At 33.9% G+C, this 19,634-nt stretch carries 17 protein-coding genes and 4 pseudogenes; 10 read left to right on the plus strand and 11 right to left on the minus strand.

From position 1 onward, the window contains the following. Positions 1 to 259 precede the first annotated feature (259 nt). Both QWY90_RS17000 and QWY90_RS17005 read right to left on the minus strand, forming a co-directional pair. Positions 260 to 325, minus strand: coding sequence for a hypothetical protein (locus QWY90_RS17000; protein ID WP_439108580.1), 66 nt, complete (start codon positions 323 to 325; stop codon positions 260 to 262). Positions 326 to 342: 17 nt separating this feature from the next. Further along, positions 343 to 828 carry a hypothetical protein gene (locus tag QWY90_RS17005; RefSeq protein ID WP_439108578.1) on the minus strand — a complete coding sequence of 162 codons (486 nt, stop codon included), beginning with the start codon at positions 826 to 828 and terminating at the stop codon, positions 343 to 345. A gap of 753 nt (positions 829 to 1,581) precedes the next feature. Between QWY90_RS17005 and rpiB (QWY90_RS15260) the strand changes: the two genes are divergently transcribed. From rpiB (QWY90_RS15260) to QWY90_RS15275, 4 genes and pseudogenes are all read left to right on the plus strand, one after another. Beyond that, positions 1,582 to 2,013 carry a ribose 5-phosphate isomerase B gene (rpiB, locus tag QWY90_RS15260; RefSeq protein ID WP_290286680.1) on the plus strand — a complete coding sequence of 144 codons (432 nt, stop codon included), beginning with the start codon at positions 1,582 to 1,584 and terminating at the stop codon, positions 2,011 to 2,013. Between the two features lies 1 nt (position 2,014). Then, a pseudogene (locus QWY90_RS15265) lies at positions 2,015 to 2,930 on the plus strand (cation diffusion facilitator family transporter). Between the two features lie 4 nt (positions 2,931 to 2,934). Continuing rightward, positions 2,935 to 3,756, plus strand: coding sequence for an NAD(P)H-hydrate dehydratase (locus QWY90_RS15270; RefSeq protein WP_290286676.1), 822 nt, complete (start codon positions 2,935 to 2,937; stop codon positions 3,754 to 3,756). A gap of 4 nt (positions 3,757 to 3,760) precedes the next feature. After that, complete coding sequence (locus QWY90_RS15275; protein ID WP_290286675.1) at positions 3,761 to 5,884, plus strand: Tex family protein; 2,124 nt, start codon at positions 3,761 to 3,763, stop codon at positions 5,882 to 5,884. A gap of 45 nt (positions 5,885 to 5,929) precedes the next feature. Here QWY90_RS15275 and QWY90_RS15280 read toward each other — a convergent pair whose 3' ends face one another. The 3 genes from QWY90_RS15280 to QWY90_RS15290 form a co-directional block, all read right to left on the minus strand. Continuing rightward, positions 5,930 to 6,709, minus strand: a complete 780-nt coding sequence (locus tag QWY90_RS15280) for an alpha/beta hydrolase family protein (RefSeq protein WP_439108579.1) — start codon at positions 6,707 to 6,709, stop codon at positions 5,930 to 5,932. 192 nt (positions 6,710 to 6,901) lie between these two features. Then, a complete protein-coding gene (locus tag QWY90_RS15285; RefSeq protein ID WP_290287006.1) occupies positions 6,902 to 7,306 on the minus strand; it encodes a hypothetical protein in 405 nt (134 codons plus the stop codon). Positions 7,307 to 7,392: 86 nt separating this feature from the next. Beyond that, entirely contained in the window at positions 7,393 to 7,578 is a 186-nt protein-coding gene (locus QWY90_RS15290; protein WP_290286671.1) for a Sec-independent protein translocase subunit TatA/TatB, read from the minus strand. Positions 7,579 to 7,747: 169 nt separating this feature from the next. Here QWY90_RS15290 and QWY90_RS15295 point away from each other — a divergent pair, with 169 nt between their 5' ends. Together QWY90_RS15295 and QWY90_RS15300 are read left to right on the plus strand one after the other, a co-directional pair. Beyond that, complete coding sequence (locus QWY90_RS15295; protein ID WP_290287007.1) at positions 7,748 to 8,608, plus strand: M23 family metallopeptidase; 861 nt, start codon at positions 7,748 to 7,750, stop codon at positions 8,606 to 8,608. 12 nt (positions 8,609 to 8,620) lie between these two features. Continuing rightward, a pseudogene (locus QWY90_RS15300) lies at positions 8,621 to 9,272 on the plus strand (GH3 family acyl-acid amido synthetase); the annotation flags it as partial. Between the two features lie 20 nt (positions 9,273 to 9,292). Here QWY90_RS15300 and QWY90_RS15305 read toward each other — a convergent pair. Together QWY90_RS15305 and QWY90_RS15310 are read right to left on the minus strand one after the other, a co-directional pair. Further along, positions 9,293 to 9,957 (minus strand): annotated as a pseudogene (locus QWY90_RS15305) (GH3 family acyl-acid amido synthetase); the annotation flags it as partial. Positions 9,958 to 9,959: 2 nt separating this feature from the next. Next, positions 9,960 to 10,829: a M23 family metallopeptidase gene (locus QWY90_RS15310; RefSeq protein WP_290286669.1), complete on the minus strand. Its 870-nt coding sequence runs from the start codon at positions 10,827 to 10,829 to the stop codon at positions 9,960 to 9,962. Positions 10,830 to 10,998: 169 nt separating this feature from the next. Between QWY90_RS15310 and QWY90_RS15315 the strand changes: the two genes are divergently transcribed. The 3 genes from QWY90_RS15315 to QWY90_RS15325 all read left to right on the plus strand — a co-directional run bounded on the left by QWY90_RS15315 (position 10,999) and on the right by QWY90_RS15325 (position 12,651). Next, on the plus strand, positions 10,999 to 11,184 hold the full coding sequence (locus QWY90_RS15315) for a Sec-independent protein translocase subunit TatA/TatB (protein WP_290286671.1): 186 nt from the start codon (positions 10,999 to 11,001) through the stop codon (positions 11,182 to 11,184). 86 nt (positions 11,185 to 11,270) lie between these two features. Then, positions 11,271 to 12,263: an alpha/beta hydrolase family protein gene (locus QWY90_RS15320; RefSeq protein ID WP_290287008.1), complete on the plus strand. Its 993-nt coding sequence runs from the start codon at positions 11,271 to 11,273 to the stop codon at positions 12,261 to 12,263. Further along, the gene (locus tag QWY90_RS15325; RefSeq protein ID WP_290287009.1) at positions 12,253 to 12,651 is read left to right on the plus strand and encodes an alpha/beta hydrolase family protein; all 399 of its coding nucleotides are present in this window, start codon (positions 12,253 to 12,255) and stop codon (positions 12,649 to 12,651) included. The genes QWY90_RS15320 and QWY90_RS15325 overlap by 11 nt, the downstream gene beginning before the upstream one ends. Before the next feature lie 45 nt (positions 12,652 to 12,696). Here the strand turns inward: QWY90_RS15325 and QWY90_RS15330 are convergent, their stop codons facing one another. From QWY90_RS15330 to rpiB (QWY90_RS15345), 4 genes are read right to left on the minus strand one after another with little or no spacing between them, the layout of a single operon-like run. Beyond that, a complete protein-coding gene (locus QWY90_RS15330) occupies positions 12,697 to 14,820 on the minus strand; it encodes a Tex family protein (RefSeq protein WP_290286675.1) in 2,124 nt (707 codons plus the stop codon). Positions 14,821 to 14,824: 4 nt separating this feature from the next. Then, entirely contained in the window at positions 14,825 to 15,646 is an 822-nt protein-coding gene (locus tag QWY90_RS15335; protein WP_290286676.1) for an NAD(P)H-hydrate dehydratase, read from the minus strand. A gap of 4 nt (positions 15,647 to 15,650) precedes the next feature. Then, positions 15,651 to 16,565, minus strand: a complete 915-nt coding sequence (locus QWY90_RS15340; RefSeq protein ID WP_290286678.1) for a cation diffusion facilitator family transporter — start codon at positions 16,563 to 16,565, stop codon at positions 15,651 to 15,653. A 1-nt stretch (position 16,566) separates the two neighbouring features. Then, entirely contained in the window at positions 16,567 to 16,998 is a 432-nt protein-coding gene (gene rpiB, locus QWY90_RS15345) for a ribose 5-phosphate isomerase B (RefSeq protein WP_290286680.1), read from the minus strand. A 753-nt stretch (positions 16,999 to 17,751) separates the two neighbouring features. Between rpiB (QWY90_RS15345) and rnr the strand changes: the two are divergent. Beyond that, a pseudogene (gene rnr / locus QWY90_RS15350) lies at positions 17,752 to 19,634 on the plus strand (ribonuclease R); the annotation flags it as partial.

The following is a 19,634-nucleotide window of genomic DNA, read 5'->3' on the forward strand; positions in this document are numbered from 1 at the left end:
TCATCAAAATCCTTTGCATCTTTTGTGATCAATAGTAAACGTCAATACTTTTCGCATATCGCGACGTTTTCAATTTCATTTTGAGTTTATAAGTATCTAATTTATTTGCATAAGCTTCAACTTCAATTGGAAAATCATACGGCAAACCATATTCAGCTAAAATGGCATGAATTTCTGTGTTATGTTCACCTGGTTTCCAAGAACTTTAAGTACAGAACCAAAGGTGAATCTGCTTTTGCAGGCCAATCTTCCAATTTTACTAAACCACATCTCCATGTTCGGCTTCGGCTAATTTATTTTTTGGGATAAAAATATCGGTGTACATTTTGGCATTAGCCGTAGTTACAAATCCGAATTCTTTTGAATATCAACAACTCCAACGAATTCTGTTTTGTGTCTTTCAATAATTTCGATTACTTCAGCTTCTGGTTTTCTGGAGCTTCTTCGGTCATACACATAAGCTTTGACTTTATCGCCATCTAAAGCGTGATTCAGATTTATAAACGGAATAAAGACATCATTTTCTAATTCGTCACAAACAAAATATCCTGTTTTTCTGGACGTCATATCAACAACGCCTTCGTAATATTGTTGACTGGAAGCTTTAACTAAATACTTTCCGGGTTCGGATTCAATGATTAATTTTTGTGCTGCCAGGATTTTTAAATCTTTTATAATTTCGTTTCTACTTTTAGTATCATCTAATTCTAAAATAGCAGCAATTTGTTTGTAATTAAAAGGTTTGTTCGCGTTTTTTGATAATATCTTAAATATCTTTTCGGAGAAAGTTTTTTCATTTTTTCCGAACTTTTTTGGTTTCTTACTCATTTTTCAATTTCTAATTAATGTTGAAAATTACAAAATAGTTATAAGTTATGAGTTATAAGTTGTCAGTTTTAATATAAATCTAACATTACCTATTTTTCAAATTAATTTAAAACCTAAAAAAAGAAATGTTATCAACAGCTATTAAAAACAATAAAAAGAAAAGATTTAAAAATTTAAATTTATGATGGTTATTATAGCGTGTTCATTTGTACAATAACTTTACTTTTTAAAATTAGATTTTGTAGTTATATTTTTTTATATCAATTTATCAACATAGTTTTTAGAATTTAAAACGTTCATTTTTAAGTATTTTTTAGATTTAATTAACAGTTGTTCACAACTCCAATAAGTATTTTTTTGTAGATAACTTATAGTTTAATTTTAGTTGAAAAAGAATGTTTTTATATTGATAACTTTTCTAAAAATTATTCAAACTAAATTTGTTTTTTTCAACCTACTTTTTGATTACAATTTTAAATCATACAACCTAAAAAAACTTCTAAAATTCTATCCAAAGTTGTTAACAATCTATGTTAATTTAAGGTTAACTGATTATCAACGAATTGAGAAATGCTATTAACAATCCACAATTTTAACATTTAAATTACGCTTAATGTATTTATTTCTAATTAGTTGTGAAAATTTATTAAAACAGTAAAATCCTTGTCAATTAAAAATCAAAGACTTACAATAAACTAAAATTGCAATCAATACTTTCCGTAAATTTGCGATACTAATTATACTCGCAACACTATGAAAATATCTATTGGAAACGATCACGCTGGTCCGGATTACAAGAATGCTATTGTTGCCTTTTTAAAACAAAAGGGACACGTAATAATCAATCATGGAACCGATACTTTTGACAGTGTGGATTATCCGGATTTTGGTCATCCTGTTGCACTTGATGTTGAAACAGGAAATGCCGATTTTGGTATCGTAATTTGTGGTTCCGGAAACGGAATCAATATGACTGTGAATAAACACCAAGGCATTCGTTCCGCATTGTGTTGGACTAAAGAAATTGCAGCTTTGGCACGTCAACATAACGACGCTAATATTATCAGTATTCCGGCTCGATTTACTTCTATACAACAAGCGGTAGAAATGGTTGACACTTTTTTAAACACCAATTTCGAAGGCGGAAGACACGCTAACCGAGTGAATAAAATAGCTTGTCAATAAAATGGGAGATAACCACAACCACGTTCATATTCACAAACATGAAGTAAGAGGAAAAAATCTAATCTTTTCCATTCTGCTAAATTTACTGATTACGATTGCGCAAGTTGTTGGCGGAATTATTTCAGGAAGTTTGGCTTTAATTTCGGATGCACTTCACAATTTTTTCTGATGTACTTTCATTGGTTTTTAGTTTAGTAGCACACAAATTATCCAGAAGAAAAGCTTCGATAAACAATACGTTTGGATATAAACGAGCCGAACTAATAGCCGCTTTTATAAATGCTATAACACTAATTGTTGTCGCTTTATTTTTAATTTATGAAGCTTCCGCAAGATTATTCCATCCGGAACCAATTAAGTCAGGTTTGGTTATTTGGCTCGCAATTTTAGGAATTATTGTAAACGGGGGTTCGGTCTTGTTGCTTAAAAAAGATTCAGAACACAATCTTAATATGAAATCAGCTTACCTCCATTTATTGACCGACATGATGGCTTCGGTTGCGGTTTTAGTCGGTGGTTTGTTGATGAAATTTTATGGTTGGTTTTGGGTGGATAGTTTGATGACATTGTTAATTGCCTTTTATTTAATCTACGTTAGTTATGATTTGATAAAATCTGCTACCAAAATGCTAATGCTTTTTACACCTGATTACATTGACATTAAAGAAATTGTTCGTGAAGTTCATAAAATCAAAGGAGTTAATAAATTACACCATATCCATGTGTGGCATTTGAATGACGAAGAATTACACCTCGAAGCACATCTTGATTGTTCCGATGATATAAAATTGAGCGAATTCAACGTTTTATTACATAATGTGGAAATACTTTTATTTGAAAAATTCCACATAAATCACATCAATATTCAACCCGAATTTAAAAAAGAAGATCCAAAAGATTTTATTGTTCAGGACTAATACTATGACAAAACTTGACATCAATAGCATCCAAAAAATATTTCAAAAAAGAGCACCTAATTCTCATAAAGGAAATCACGGACATGCATTGATTATTGCCGGAAGTAAATCTAAAATCGGAGCCGCTATTATTTGTGCTAAAGCTTGTTTAAGATCAGGCGCAGGTCTGGTTACATTAAATATTCCAAAAAAAGAAAGAATAGCCCTATTCTCCTCTGTTCCGGAAGCAATGACTGAATTTAGGGGAGAGAAAAAGAATTGGACTTCTTTTAATTCATTTGCCATTGGACCAGGCATAGGAACTAATAAATCAGCAACAAATCTCCTGAGATTATTGATAACAAATGTGAAAATCCCAACCGTTTTTGATGCTGATGCTTTAAATATTTTGGCCAAAAACCAGCATGAACTTTTAAACCTGCCTCAAAAATCCATTCTTACACCACACGTTAAAGAGTTTGACAGACTTTTTGGGAAGCATGATTCTGAGTCAGAAAGAAGAATAACAGCTTCTACAAAAGCCAAAGAATTGCACTTGATTATTATCCTGAAAGGACATAAATCTTTTATTACTGATGGAGAAAAAAGTTTCGAAAACACTACCGGAAATTCAGGCTTGGCCAAAGGCGGTTCGGGCGATGCTTTGACAGGAATAATAACAGCTTTTTTAGCACAAGGTTACGAACCATTGAATGCCGCTTTACTTGGCGTTTATATTCATGGCCTAGCAGCCGATATTACTTTAGAAACACAAAGTCCGGAAAGCATGTTAATCACTGATGTAATAGATAATCTTGGACGAGCGTTTAAAAAAATTCAAAATTAAATTCATGACCAGCATACAATATATTCAAAGCCAAGTTACGGCTGCGCCAAAAAGCATTGAGGCCACTTTAAAATTACTTTCCGAAGATTGCACCATTCCATTTATTTCGCGTTACCGAAAAGACCAAACCGGAAATTTAGACGAAGTCGTAATTGAACAAATTGCCAAACTTTCCAAACAATACGATGAAATTGTAAAAAGAAAAGAATCGATTCTAAAAACCATTGAAGAACAAGGGCAACTTTCTCCTGAATTGGCCAAAAAAATAAAGGAAAGTTTTGACTTACAGGAAATAGAAGATTTGTATTTACCTTATAAAAAGAAGAAAAAAACCCGTGCCGATATCGCTCGAGAAAATGGTTTGGAACCTTTAGCCAAAATTATTTTCAGTCAAAGAAATGAAGATGTCGATTTTATTTCCACTCAATATCTCAACGACAAAGTCAAAAATGAAGACGAAGCGTTGCAAGGCGCAAGAGATATTATTGCCGAATGGATTAACGAAAATAGTTACATACGAAAAAATCTCCGCCGATTATTTCAACGAAAAGCGATTGTAGAAACTAAAGTTGTAAAGAAAAAAGAAAACGAAGAAGATGCACAGAAATTCAAGCAATATTTCGATTGGGCCGAACCGATTTCAAAAATACCATCTCATAGATTGTTGGCAATGTTACGCGCCGAGGCGGAAGGTTTCGTAAAACTAAATGTTGATATCGAAAAAGAGGAAGCTATTGATTTTATCGAAAACGAAATTATAAAGGCCAAAAATGATACGACCGAACATATAAGATTAGCAATTAATGACAGTTATAAACGATTGCTGGAACCAGCCATATCAAACGAAACATTACAAGATGCCAAAGCTAAAGCCGACAGCAAAGCGATTGATGTTTTTGCTGGGAATTTGAGTCAGCTTTTGTTAGCACCGCCATTAGGTGAAAAAAGAATTTTAGCGATTGACCCGGGATTTAGAAGCGGCTGCAAAATCGTTTGTTTAGATGAAAAAGGTGATTTATTATACAACGAAACTATATATCCGCATCAGCCACAAAATGAAAGCGCGATGGCGATGAAAAAAATTCGCTCGATGGTGAATGCTTACAATATTGAGGCAATTTCTATCGGAAACGGAACGGCAAGTCGCGAAACCGAATTCTTCATCAAGAAAATCGCTTTTGATAAACCCGTTCAGGTTTTTATAGTTTCTGAAGCTGGTGCTTCGGTTTATTCAGCATCCAAAATTGCCCGCGAGGAATTTTCAAAATATGATGTAACGGTTCGAGGCTCGGTTTCTATTGGAAGAAGATTGGCTGATCCGTTGGCTGAATTAGTAAAAATCGACCCAAAATCTATTGGCGTTGGACAATACCAACATGACGTTGATCAAATTAAACTCAAAGAAGAATTGGATACCGTTGTGGTTCGTTGCGTGAATTCAGTTGGAATAAATATTAATACGGCTAGCAAATCGCTGTTAGGTTATGTTTCCGGAATTGGTGAAAAAATGGCCGAAAATATAGTTGCCTTTCGTTCCGAAAATGGTCCGTTTGAAGACAGAAAACAACTTAAAAAAGTGCCGCGTTTAGGCGACAAAGCATACCAACAAGCTGCAGCTTTTATTCGAATTCATAACGGTAAAAATCCGTTGGACAATTCAGCAGTGCATCCTGAAGCATATCCGATTGTAGAAAAAATGGCTAAAGATTTAGGTTTAAAAACCAATGATTTGATTGCCAACAAAGAAAAGATATCCCAAATAAAATTAGAAAATTATATCACACCGGAAATAGGAATTCTAGGATTAAAAGATATTGTGAAAGAATTAGAAAAACCAGGACTCGATCCAAGAAAAGCAGCCAAAGTTTTTGAGTTTGATCCAACAGTTACCACTATAAAAAACGTTCGTTCCGGAATGATTTTACCCGGAATTGTCAATAATATTACCGCTTTTGGTTGCTTTGTAGATATCGGAATTAAGGAAAGCGGTCTGGTTCACATCTCGCAACTCAAAGCTGGTTTTGTTTCCGATGTGAATGAAGTGGTGAAATTACACCAACATGTGCAAGTAAAAGTAGTTGAGGTTGACGAAGAGCGTAAACGAATTCAGTTGACGATGATATTATAAATTAAAAGCCCAAAATCTTAATTGTATTTGGGCTTTTTTAGTGTTTTATCTATTCAAAATCCAAGAACTCATTTTGTCTAAAACCTGTGGAGCAATGGTTTGTTCAAGCTGACCATATTCTTCAATGGTTCCTGTTTTTGCCTCTTGAAAAAGATGATTTAGATTTGGAAATTCTACTATTTCAAATTTTTTGTTTTTCGCTTTTTCCAATGAAGCCTTAATACCGGCAAGGTTCTCTTTAGAAATTACCTGCAAATCTTTGGTGCCATTAATTGCCAACACGGGAATTTTTAGTTTACTCCAATAAGCATCCGGATTGATTTTTATAAAATAAACAAACCAAGGAATAACCGCTTGTGTACTTTCCTTTTCAGCTGTTTGCTCTATTGCTGCAGCATCCGGTAGTTGTCCTTTCGACAATTGTTGCATACTTTCAACAATCATTTTTTTGACTTCCTCTTTTAAATTTGTTCTACTATAATTTTTAACTAAAGCATATAGTTTTCGATTGGTTTCGGCATCTGATTTTAATTCTTCTTCTGATGCACCTGAAGCCTTTCCAATGGCATTTGTTTGTAATAATAGCAATTCATCTGTTGGAACTCCTGGACCAGCCATAGCAATAATAAATTTTACTTTTGGATTTTGAGAAGCCACCATTGGCGCTATAATTCCACCTTCGCTATGTCCAATCAACCCAATATTGGTGAATCCTTTTTGTGCTAAAAACTCGACTGCAGCATTAGTATCTCCTGCAAAATTTTGAGTAGTCACATCTCTGCTTATCCCATTAGATCCTCCAGTTCCTCGATCATCAACACGCAAAACACCAATCCCTTTTTTGGCAAAATCATCAGCAATTACCCAAATGATTTATGTCCAAAAATTTCGGAATCCCTGTTTTGTTGCCCAGAACCTGAAATTAAAACCACGATAGGAAAAGTTTTTTTGTCAGCGGGTGTCGTTAAAGTTCCGGCTAGTGTGTTTTTATCAATCGGATTTGTAAACGTTACTTCCTCAATTTATAGTTGAATGGAGGCTGAGGAGTTTGCGGTCTTTTAAAGCTGATTCTCCTTCTTTTTTTCGAGAGAGAATTAGTGGCATTGACGCGCCGCCTTGAGAAAATGTTCCGTTTATTGTTTCGTTTTCAAATTTTCCTTTATAACTGATTCCAAATTTTTTCGCATCAATACTCAGTTTGTTGTCTACAAATGAAGTGTTGTCTGTTGGTAAATCCTTTGCGCCCTGCATCGGGCTGTCCATAGTAGTTATCAATTCAACACCATTTTGTTTGATGTTAAAGACCAAAGGAAGCTTCGTTCCTGAAACTGACAATTCACCTGCCCAGGAACCAATAATTTCTTGGCTAAATAAGTTTGAAAAACAGAAAAAAAAGGCAATGGTAAGGAAAGTTCTTTTCATGATATTTAAAGTAATATAAAAGAGTTTGTATAAAAAAACCCAAACGCCATAACTGGGATTTGGGTTTTGTATTTTAGTAAAGAAAATTATTTTTTCTCTTCTTCTTCCTTTTTAGATGCAGGATTTGCATCGTCTTCTCCTTTTGATGCTTTTTTGAATTCATTTATTCCTGAGCCTAATCCTTTCATTAATTCCGGAATTTTTTTACCTCCAAAAAATAATAAAATAACAACAATAATTAGAATCCATTCTGTTGGTCCCATTCTTCCCATGATATATAATTTTTTGCTTTCGCAGATTTTATTATTAAAAACTTTGTCAAAGGTAAAAAGAAAATAACATTCTTTTGAATTTCACCATAATAAATATACGTTAAACATCGTTTACAGTAAAAAGACAAAGCCAACTAATTTTCTATATTTGTAAATCATTAAAACAATCATGTCCGAAAAACGGCTCAAACGAAAAATAATCAAGAAAAAACTATTCACAAAAAACCGCTTGGTTATTTTGAACGAAGACACTTTTGAAGAAATTTTTTCCCTTCGATTGACTTTGATGAATGTATTTGTGGTAGCCACAGTTGGTGCGTTGTTAATCATTTTTGTCACTACTTATATCATTGCTTTTACACCACTACGCGAATATATTCCGGGCTATGCCTCTACACAACTAAAGAAAGACGCTACCGAGTTGGCGCTGAAATCAGATTCATTAACTAATGCTTTGAAAAAAAATGAAGCTTACATCGAATCAATTAAAAAAGTTTTGACAGGTGATTTAGAATACGCAAAATTCAATAAAGACTCCATTTTAGCTTCTGTTTCTGAGCCTGTTTCTGAAGAAGATTTGAAACCAACAAAATCCGATTTAAAGTTTAGGGAAGAAGTTGACAGAGAAGATAAATACAATCTCTTCGAAAAGGCAAAACCAAAAGTTAGCACCGTTTTGTTTCCGCCGGTGAAAGGAATGATAACCGAAAAATTCAATCCTAAAGAAAAACATTATGCGGTTGATGTCGCTTTAGCTAAAAACACTCCAATAAAATCAATTTTAAGCGGAAGAGTAATTTTTGCAGATTGGACCCCAAATACTGGAAATGTTGTAATCATAAGACACAACAACGGATTTATTTCGGTATATAAACACGCTTCTTCAGTAACAGTTTCGCAAGGCGATGTGGTCAGAACAGGTGAAATTATAGCTTTAGCCGGTTCAACCGGACAAGAATCTACCGGCGTGCATTTGCATTTTGAATTGTGGAAAGATGGTTATCCAATCGATCCAAGTATTTTTTATTGAATTCGAATAAGTATGTCTGTAAAATCATTCGCCGCCAAAAATATTTGCTAAAGTCATCCATAATAAAACTCAAAAATGGGTTCAAAATCCTATTGAAACACAGCAAAACGTTTTTCAAAATCTTATCGCTTCCGCAGATGTTACTCAGTTTGGAAAAGACCATCATTTTTCTAAAATCAAATCTTTTGAAGATTTCGCCAAGCAAGTTCCCATCAGAGATTACGAAGAGTTACGACCTTATGTTGATAGAGTTGTAAAAGGCGAAGAAGACATACTGTGGAAAGGAAAACCGATTTATTTTGCTAAAACTTCAGGAACGACTTCGGGCGCAAAATACATTCCCTTGACTAAGGAATCAATGCCGTTCCATATTGAAGCTGCACGAAATGCTATTCTCGGATATATTCACGAAACGGGAAAAACAGCTTTTGTTAATGGTAAAATGATTTTCCTTCAGGGAAGTCCAATTCTGGAAGAAAAAAACGGAATTAAACTAGGAAGACTTTCAGGAATTGTAGCACATTTTTGTTCCGAAATATTTACAGAAAAACCGAATGCCAAGCTGGGAAAACAATTGCATTGAAGATGGGAAACCAAAGGTGGATGCTATGTTGAAGAAACGTTTAACGAAAACATGACCGTGATTTCCGGAATTCCATCTTATTCCAAATGTCCAACTTCTCAATACATTTGCACCCAAGATGGAATTCCGGAAATCACGGTCATGTTTTCGTTAAACGTTTTTCTTCAACAATAGCATCCACTTTGGTTTCCCAATCTTCAATGCAATTGGTTTCCCAGCTTGGCATTCGGTTTTTCTGTAAATATTTCGGAACAAAATGTGCTACAATTCCTGAAAGTCTTCCTAGTTTAATTCCGTTTTTTTTCTTCCAGAATTGGACTTCCCTGAAGGAAAATCATTTTACCATTAACAAAAGCTGTTTTTCCCGTTTCGTGAATATATCCGAGAATAGCATTTCGTGCAGCTTCAATATGGAACGGCATTGATTCCTTAGTCAAGGGAATGTATTTTGCGCCCGAAGTCGTTCCTGAAGTTTTAGCAAAATAAATCGGTTTTCCTTTCCACAGTATGTCTTCTTCGCCTTTTACAACTCTATCAACATAAGGTCGTAACTCTTCGTAATCTCTGATGGGAACTTGCTTGGCGAAATCTTCAAAGATTTGATTTTAGAAAAATGATGGTCTTTTCCAAACTGAGTAACATCTGCGGAAGCGATAAGATTTTGAAAAACGTTTTGCTGTGTTTCAATAGGATTTTGAACCCATTTTTGAGTTTTATTATGGATGACTTTAGCAAATATTTTGGCGGCGAATGATTTTACAGACATACTTATTCGAATTCAATAAAAATACTTGGATCGATTGGATAACCATCTTTCCACAATTCAAAATGCAAATGCACGCCGGTAGATTCTTGTCCGGTTGAACCGGCTAAAGCTATAATTTCACCTGTTCTGACCACATCGCCTTGCGAAACTGTTACTGAAGAAGCGTGTTTATATACCGAAATAAATCCGTTGTTGTGTCTTATGATTACAACATTTCCAGTATTTGGGGTCCAATCTGCAAAAATTACTCTTCCGCTTAAAATTGATTTTATTGGAGTGTTTTTAGCTAAAGCGACATCAACCGCATAATGTTTTTCTTTAGGATTGAATTTTTCGGTTATCATTCCTTTCACCGGCGGAAACAAAACGGTGCTAACTTTTGGTTTTGCCTTTTCGAAGAGATTGTATTTATCTTCTCTGTCAACTTCTTCCCTAAACTTTAAATCGGATTTTGTTGGTTTCAAATCTTCTTCAGAAACAGGCTCAGAAACAGAAGCTAAAATGGAGTCTTTATTGAATTTTGCGTATTCTAAATCACCTGTCAAAACTTTTTTAATTGATTCGATGTAAGCTTCATTTTTTTTCAAAGCATTAGTTAATGAATCTGATTTCAGCGCCAACTCGGTAGCGTCTTTCTTTAGTTGTGTAGAGGCATAGCCCGGAATATATTCGCGTAGTGGTGTAAAAGCAATGATATAAGTAGTGACAAAAATGATTAACAACGCACCAACTGTGGCTACCACAAATACATTCATCAAAGTCAATCGAAGGGAAAAAATTTCTTCAAAAGTGTCTTCGTTCAAAATAACCAAGCGGTTTTTTGTGAATAGTTTTTTCTTGATTATTTTTCGTTTGAGCCGTTTTTCGGACATGATTGTTTTAATGATTTACAAATATAGAAAATTAGTTGGCTTTGTCTTTTTACTGTAAACGATGTTTAACGTATATTTATTATGGTGAAATTCAAAAGAATGTTATTTTCTTTTTACCTTTGACAAAGTTTTTAATAATAAAATCTGCGAAAGCAAAAAATTATATATCATGGGAAGAATGGGACCAACAGAATGGATTCTAATTATTGTTGTTATTTTATTATTTTTTGGAGGTAAAAAAATTCCGGAATTAATGAAAGGATTAGGCTCAGGAATAAATGAATTCAAAAAAGCATCAAAAGGAGAAGACGATGCAAATCCTGCATCTAAAAAGGAAGAAGAAGAGAAAAAATAATTTTCTTTACTAAAATACAAAACCCAAATCCCAGTTATGGCGTTTGGGTTTTTTTATACAAACTCTTTTATATTACTTTAAATATCATGAAAAGAACTTTCCTTACCATTGCCTTTTTTTTCTGTTTTTCAAACTTATTTAGCCAAGAAATTATTGGTTCCTGGGCAGGTGAATTGTCAGTTTCAGGAACGAAGCTTCCTTTGGTCTTTAACATCAAACAAAATGGTGTTGAATTGATAACTACTATGGACAGCCCGATGCAGGGCGCAAAGGATTTACCAACAGACAACACTTCATTTGTAGACAACAAACTGAGTATTGATGCGAAAAAATTTGGAATCAGTTATAAAGGAAAATTTGAAAACGAAACAATAAACGGAACATTTTCTCAAGGCGGCGCGTCAATGCCACTAATTCTCTCTCGAAAAAAAGAAGGAGAATCAGCTTTAAAAAGACCGCAAACTCCTCAGCCTCCATTCAACTATAAAATTGAGGAAGTAACGTTTACAAATCCGATTGATAAAAACACACTAGCCGGAACTTTAACGACACCCGCTGACAAAAAAACTTTTCCTATCGTGGTTTTAATTTCAGGTTCTGGGCAACAAAACAGGGATTCCGAAATTTTTGGACATAAATCATTTTGGGTAATTGCTGATGATTTTGCCAAAAAAGGGATTGGTGTTTTGCGTGTTGATGATCGAGGAACTGGAGGATCTAATGGGATAAGCAGAGATGTGACTACTCAAAATTTTGCAGGAGATACTAATGCTGCAGTCGAGTTTTTAGCACAAAAAGGATTCACCAATATTGGGTTGATTGGACATAGCGAAGGTGGAATTATAGCGCCAATGGTGGCTTCTCAAAATCCAAAAGTAAAATTTATTATTGCTATGGCTGGTCCAGGAGTTCCAACAGATGAATTGCTATTATTACAAACAAATGCCATTGGAAAGGCTTCAGGTGCATCAGAAGAAGAATTAAAATCAGATGCCGAAACCAATCGAAAACTATATGCTTTAGTTAAAAATTATAGTAGAACAAATTTAAAAGAGGAAGTCAAAAAAAATGATTGTTGAAAGTATGCAACAATTGTCGAAAGGACAACTACCGGATGCTGCAGCAATAGAGCAAACAGCTGAAAAGGAAAGTACACAAGCGGTTATTCCTTGGTTTGTTTATTTTATAAAAATCAATCCGGATGCTTATTGGAGTAAACTAAAAATTCCCGTGTTGGCAATTAATGGCACCAAAGATTTGCAGGTAATTTCTAAAGAGAACCTTGCCGGTATTAAGGCTTCATTGGAAAAAGCGAAAAACAAAAAATTTGAAATAGTAGAATTTCCAAATCTAAATCATCTTTTTCAAGAGGCAAAAACAGGAACCATTGAAGAATATGGTCAGCTTGAACAAACCATTGCTCCACAGGTTTTAGACAAAATGAGTTCTTGGATTTTGAATAGATAAAACACTAAAAAAGCCCAAATACAATTAAGATTTTGGGCTTTTAATTTATAATATCATCGTCAACTGAATTCGTTTACGCTCTTCGTCAACCTCAACTACTTTTACTTGCACATGTTGGTGTAATTTCACCACTTCATTCACATCGGAAACAAAACCAGCTTTGAGTTGCGAGATGTGAACCAGACCGCTTTCCTTAATTCCGATATCTACAAAGCAACCAAAAGCGGTAATATTATTGACAATTCCGGGTAAAATCATTCCGGAACGAACGTTTTTTATAGTGGTAACTGTTGGATCAAACTCAAAAACTTTGGCTGCTTTTCTTGGATCGAGTCCTGGTTTTTCTAATTCTTTCACAATATCTTTTAATCCTAGAATTCCTATTTCCGGTGTGATATAATTTTCTAATTTTATTTGGGATATCTTTTCTTTGTTGGCAATCAAATCATTGGTTTTTAAACCTAAATCTTTAGCCATTTTTTCTACAATCGGATATGCTTCAGGATGCACTGCTGAATTGTCCAACGGATTTTTACCGTTATGAATTCGAATAAAAGCTGCAGCTTGTTGGTATGCTTTGTCGCCTAAACGCGGCACTTTTTTAAGTTGTTTTCTGTCTTCAAACGGACCATTTTCGGAACGAAAGGCAACTATATTTTCGGCCATTTTTTCACCAATTCCGGAAACATAACCTAACAGCGATTTGCTAGCCGTATTAATATTTATTCCAACTGAATTCACGCAACGAACCACAACGGTATCCAATTCTTCTTTGAGTTTAATTTGATCAACGTCATGTTGGTATTGTCCAACGCCAATAGATTTTGGGTCGATTTTTACTAATTCAGCCAACGGATCAGCCAATCTTCTTCCAATAGAAACCGAGCCTCGAACCGTTACATCATATTTTGAAAATTCCTCGCGGGCAATTTTGGATGCTGAATAAACCGAAGCACCAGCTTCAGAAACTATAAAAACCTGAACGGGTTTATCAAAAGCGATTTTCTTGATGAAGAATTCGGTTTCGCGACTTGCCGTTCCGTTTCCGATAGAAATTGCCTCAATATTGTAAGCATTCACCATCGAGCGAATTTTTTTCATCGCCATCGCGCTTTCATTTTGTGGCTGATGCGGATATATAGTTTCGTTGTATAATAAATCACCTTTTTCATCTAAACAAACGATTTTGCAGCCGCTTCTAAATCCCGGGTCAATCGCTAAAATTCTTTTTTCACCTAATGGCGGTGCTAACAAAAGCTGACTCAAATTCCCAGCAAAAACATCAATCGCTTTGCTGTCGGCTTTAGCTTTGGCATCTTGTAATGTTTCGTTTGATATGGCTGGTTCCAGCAATCGTTTATAACTGTCATTAATTGCTAATCTTATATGTTCGGTCGTATCATTTTTGGCCTTTATAATTTCGTTTTCGATAAAATCAATAGCTTCCTCTTTTTCGATATCAACATTTAGTTTTACGAAACCTTCCGCCTCGGCGCGTAACATTGCCAACAATCTATGAGATGGTATTTTTGAAATCGGTTCGGCCCAATCGAAATATTGCTTGAATTTCTGTGCATCTTCTTCGTTTTCTTTTTTCTTTACAACTTTAGTTTCTACAATCGCTTTTCGTTGAAATAATCGGCGGAGATTTTTTCGTATGTAACTATTTTCGTTAATCCATTCGGCAATAATATCTCTTGCGCCTTGCAACGCTTCGTCTTCATTTTTGACTTTGTCGTTGAGATATTGAGTGGAAATAAAATCGACATCTTCATTTCTTTGACTGAAAATAATTTTGGCTAAAGGTTCCAAACCATTTTCTCGAGCGATATCGGCACGGGTTTTTTTCTTCTTTTTATAAGGTAAATACAAATCTTCTATTTCCTGTAAGTCAAAACTTTCCTTTATTTTTTTGGCCAATTCAGGAGAAAGTTGCCCTTGTTCTTCAATGGTTTTTAGAATCGATTCTTTTCTTTTTACAATTTCATCGTATTGTTTGGAAAGTTTGGCAATTTGTTCAATTACGACTTCGTCTAAATTTCCGGTTTGGTCTTTTCGGTAACGCGAAATAAATGGAATGGTGCAATCTTCGGAAAGTAATTTTAAAGTGGCCTCAATGCTTTTTGGCGCAGCCGTAACTTGGCTTTGAATATATTGTATGCTGGTCATGAATTTAATTTTGAATTTTTTTAAACGCTCGTCCAAGATTATCTATTACATCAGTGATTAACATGCTTTCCGGACTTTGTGTTTCTAAAGTAATATCGGCTGCTAGGCCATGAATATAAACGCCAAGTAAAGCGGCATTCAATGGTTCGTAACCTTGTGCTAAAAAAGCTGTTATTATTCCTGTCAAAGCATCGCCCGAACCGCCTTTGGCCAAGCCTGAATTTCCGGTAGTGTTTTCGAAACTTTTTTCTCCATCAGTAATAAAAGATTTATGTCCTTTCAGGATAATAATCAAGTGCAATTCTTTGGCTTTTGTAGAAGCTGTTATTCTTCTTTCTGACTCAGAATCATGCTTCCCAAAAAGTCTGTCAAACTCTTTAACGTGTGGTGTAAGAATGGATTTTTGAGGCAGGTTTAAAAGTTCATGCTGGTTTTTGGCCAAAATATTTAAAGCATCAGCATCAAAAACGGTTGGGATTTTCACATTTGTTATCAATAATCTCAGGAGATTTGTTGCTGATTTATTAGTTCCTATGCCTGGTCCAATGGCAAATGAATTAAAAGAAGTCCAATTCTTTTTCTCTCCCCTAAATTCAGTCATTGCTTCCGGAACAGAGGAGAATAGGGCTATTCTTTCTTTTTTTGGAATATTTAATGTAACCAGACCTGCGCCTGATCTTAAACAAGCTTTAGCACAAATAATAGCGGCTCCGATTTTAGATTTACTTCCGGCAATAATCAATGCATGTCCGTGATTTCCTTTATGAGAATTAGGTGCTCTTTTTTGAAATATTTTTTGGATGCTATTGATGTCAAGTTTTGTCATAGTATTAGTCCTGAACAATAAAATCTTTTGGATCTTCTTTTTTAAATTCGGGTTGAATATTGATGTGATTTATGTGGAATTTTTCAAATAAAAGTATTTCCACATTATGTAATAAAACGTTGAATTCGCTCAATTTTATATCATCGGAACAATCAAGATGTGCTTCGAGGTGTAATTCTTCGTCATTCAAATGCCACACATGGATATGGTGTAATTTATTAACTCCTTTGATTTTATGAACTTCACGAACAATTTCTTTAATGTCAATGTAATCAGGTGTAAAAAGCATTAGCATTTTGGTAGCAGATTTTATCAAATCATAACTAACGTAGATTAAATAAAAGGCAATTAACAATGTCATCAAACTATCCACCCAAAACCAACCATAAAATTTCATCAACAAACCACCGACTAAAACCGCAACCGAAGCCATCATGTCGGTCAATAAATGGAGGTAAGCTGATTTCATATTAAGATTGTGTTCTGAATCTTTTTTAAGCAACAAGACCGAACCCCCGTTTACAATAATTCCTAAAATTGCGAGCCAAATAACCAAACCTGACTTAATTGGTTCCGGATGGAATAATCTTGCGGAAGCTTCATAAATTAAAAATAAAGCGACAACAATTAGTGTTATAGCATTTATAAAAGCGGCTATTAGTTCGGCTCGTTTATATCCAAACGTATTGTTTATCGAAGCTTTTCTTCTGGATAATTTGTGTGCTACTAAACTAAAAACCAATGAAAGTACATCAGAAAAATTGTGAAGTGCATCCGAAATTAAAGCCAAACTTCCTGAAATAATTCCGCCAACAACTTGCGCAATCGTAATCAGTAAATTTAGCAGAATGGAAAAGATTAGATTTTTTCCTCTTACTTCATGTTTGTGAATATGAACGTGGTTGTGGTTATCTCCCATTTTATTGACAAGCTATTTTATTCACTCGGTTAGCGTGTCTTCCGCCTTCGAAATTGGTGTTTAAAAAAGTGTCAACCATTTCTACCGCTTGTTGTATAGAAGTAAATCGAGCCGGAATACTGATAATATTAGCGTCGTTATGTTGACGTGCCAAAGCTGCAATTTCTTTAGTCCAACACAATGCGGAACGAATGCCTTGGTGTTTATTCACAGTCATATTGATTCCGTTTCCGGAACCACAAATTACGATACCAAAATCGGCATTTCCTGTTTCAACATCAAGTGCAACAGGATGACCAAAATCCGGATAATCCACACTGTCAAAAGTATCGGTTCCATGATTGATTATTACGTGTCCCTTTTGTTTTAAAAAGGCAACAATAGCATTCTTGTAATCCGGACCAGCGTGATCGTTTCCAATAGATATTTTCATAGTGTTGCGAGTATAATTAGTATCGCAAATTTACGGAAAGTATTGATTGCAATTTTAGTTTATTGTAAGTCTTTGATTTTTAATTGACAAGGATTTTACTGTTTTAATAAATTTTCACAACTAATTAGAAATAAATACATTAAGCGTAATTTAAATGTTAAAATTGTGGATTGTTAATAGCATTTCTCAATTCGTTGATAATCAGTTAACCTTAAATTAACATAGATTGTTAACAACTTTGGATAGAATTTTAGAAGTTTTTTTAGGTTGTATGATTTAAAATTGTAATCAAAAAGTAGGTTGAAAAAAACAAATTTAGTTTGAATAATTTTTAGAAAAGTTATCAATATAAAAACATTCTTTTTCAACTAAAATTAAACTATAAGTTATCTACAAAAAAATACTTATTGGAGTTGTGAACAACTGTTAATTAAATCTAAAAAATACTTAAAAATGAACGTTTTAAATTCTAAAAACTATGTTGATAAATTGATATAAAAAAATATAACTACAAAATCTAATTTTAAAAAGTAAAGTTATTGTACAAATGAACACGCTATAATAACCATCATAAATTTAAATTTTTAAATCTTTTCTTTTTATTGTTTTTAATAGCTGTTGATAACATTTCTTTTTTTAGGTTTTAAATTAATTTGAAAAATAGGTAATGTTAGATTTATATTAAAACTGACAACTTATAACTCATAACTTATAACTATTTTGTAATTTTCAACATTAATTAGAAATTGAAAAATGAGTAAGAAACCAAAAAAGTTCGGAAAAAATGAAAAAACTTTCTCCGAAAAGATATTTAAGATATTATCAAAAAACGCGAACAAACCTTTTAATTACAAACAAATTGCTGCTATTTTAGAATTAGATGATACTAAAAGTAGAAACGAAATTATAAAAGATTTAAAAATCCTGGCAGCACAAAAATTAATCATTGAATCCGAACCCGGAAAGTATTTAGTTAAAGCTTCCAGTCAACAATATTACGAAGGCGTTGTTGATATGACGTCCAGAAAAACAGGATATTTTGTTTGTGACGAATTAGAAAATGATGTCTTTATTCCGTTTATAAATCTGAATCACGCTTTAGATGGCGATAAAGTCAAAGCTTATGTGTATGACCGAAGAAGCTCCAGAAAACCAGAAGCTGAAGTAATCGAAATTATTGAAAGACACAAAACAGAATTCGTTGGAGTTGTTGATATTCAAAAGAATTTCGGATTTGTAACTACGGCTAATGCCAAAATGTACACCGATATTTTTATCCCAAAAAATAAATTAGCCGAAGCCGAACATGGAGATGTGGTTTTAGTAAAATTGGAAGATTGGCCTGCAAAAGCAGATTCACCTTTTGGTTCTGTACTTAAAGTTCTTGGAAAACCAGGTGAACATAACACAGAAATTCATGCCATTTTAGCTGAATATGGTTTGCCGTATGATTTTCCAATTGAAGTTGAAGCTTATGCAAATAAATTAGATACTTCTATAACTCAAAATGAAATTGATAAACGTCGCGATATGCGAAAAGTATTGACGTTTACTATTGATCCAAAAGATGCAAAGGATTTTGATGATGCCTTATCCTTCCAAGTTTTAGATAATGGAAATTATGAAATTGGTGTTCACATTGCCGATGTTTCGCATTATTTACAAGAAGGAACTATTTTAGATGATGAAGCATACAGAAGAGCCACTTCGGTTTATTTAGTAGACAGAGTTGTACCTATGTTGCCTGAAGTGCTTTCAAATTATGCTTGTTCTCTTCGTCCACACGAAGAAAAATATACGTTCTCAGCAATTTTTCAGTTGAATGCGAAAGCAGAAGTTTTAGATTCTTGGTTTGGAAGAACCATTATTTATTCTGACCAACGTTTTTCTTATGAAGAAGCTCAAAGTATAATTGAAACCAAATCAGATATAATTCCGGCTGAGATTTCGTTAACTGGAAAAGAATATAAAGTTCCGGCCGCAATTGTAGCTGCAACATTAAAACAAGACGAATTGGCTAAAATTTTACGTCGAAAAAGAATGGCTGATGGAGCGATATCCTTTGATAAAGTAGAAGTAAAATTCAATTTAGATGAAAATGCAGAACCGGTTGGCGTCTTCTTTAAATATCAAAAGATGCTAATCATTTGATAGAAGAATTTATGTTGTTAGCCAACAGAAAAGTAGCCGAATTTATAGGAAAACAAAAGAAAACTTTTATTTACCGAATTCACGATGAACCGAATGAAGACAAATTAATCAATCTTCAAACAGTGATTTCTAAGTTTGGTTATGCGATAAACATGAAATCCAAACAAGATATTTCTAAATCATTGAATAAATTACTGAACGATGTAAACGGTAAAAAAGAGCAAAATTTAGTAGATACTTTGACGATTAGAAGTATGAGCAAAGCCAATATTCGACCGAAAATATTGGTCATTATGGTTTAGCTTTTGATTTTTATAGTCATTTTACTTCCCAATTCGACGTTATCCTGATGTGATGGCACACCGATTATTGCAATTTTATTTAGATGGAGGAAAATCAGTTGATGCAGATACTTATGAAGAAAAGTGCGCCCATTCCAGCGATATGGAAGGTTTTGCAGCACAAGCCGAAAGAGATTCTGTGAA

The organism is Flavobacterium paronense (genome assembly GCF_030409795.1).
Taxonomy (GTDB): domain Bacteria; phylum Bacteroidota; class Bacteroidia; order Flavobacteriales; family Flavobacteriaceae; genus Flavobacterium; species Flavobacterium paronense.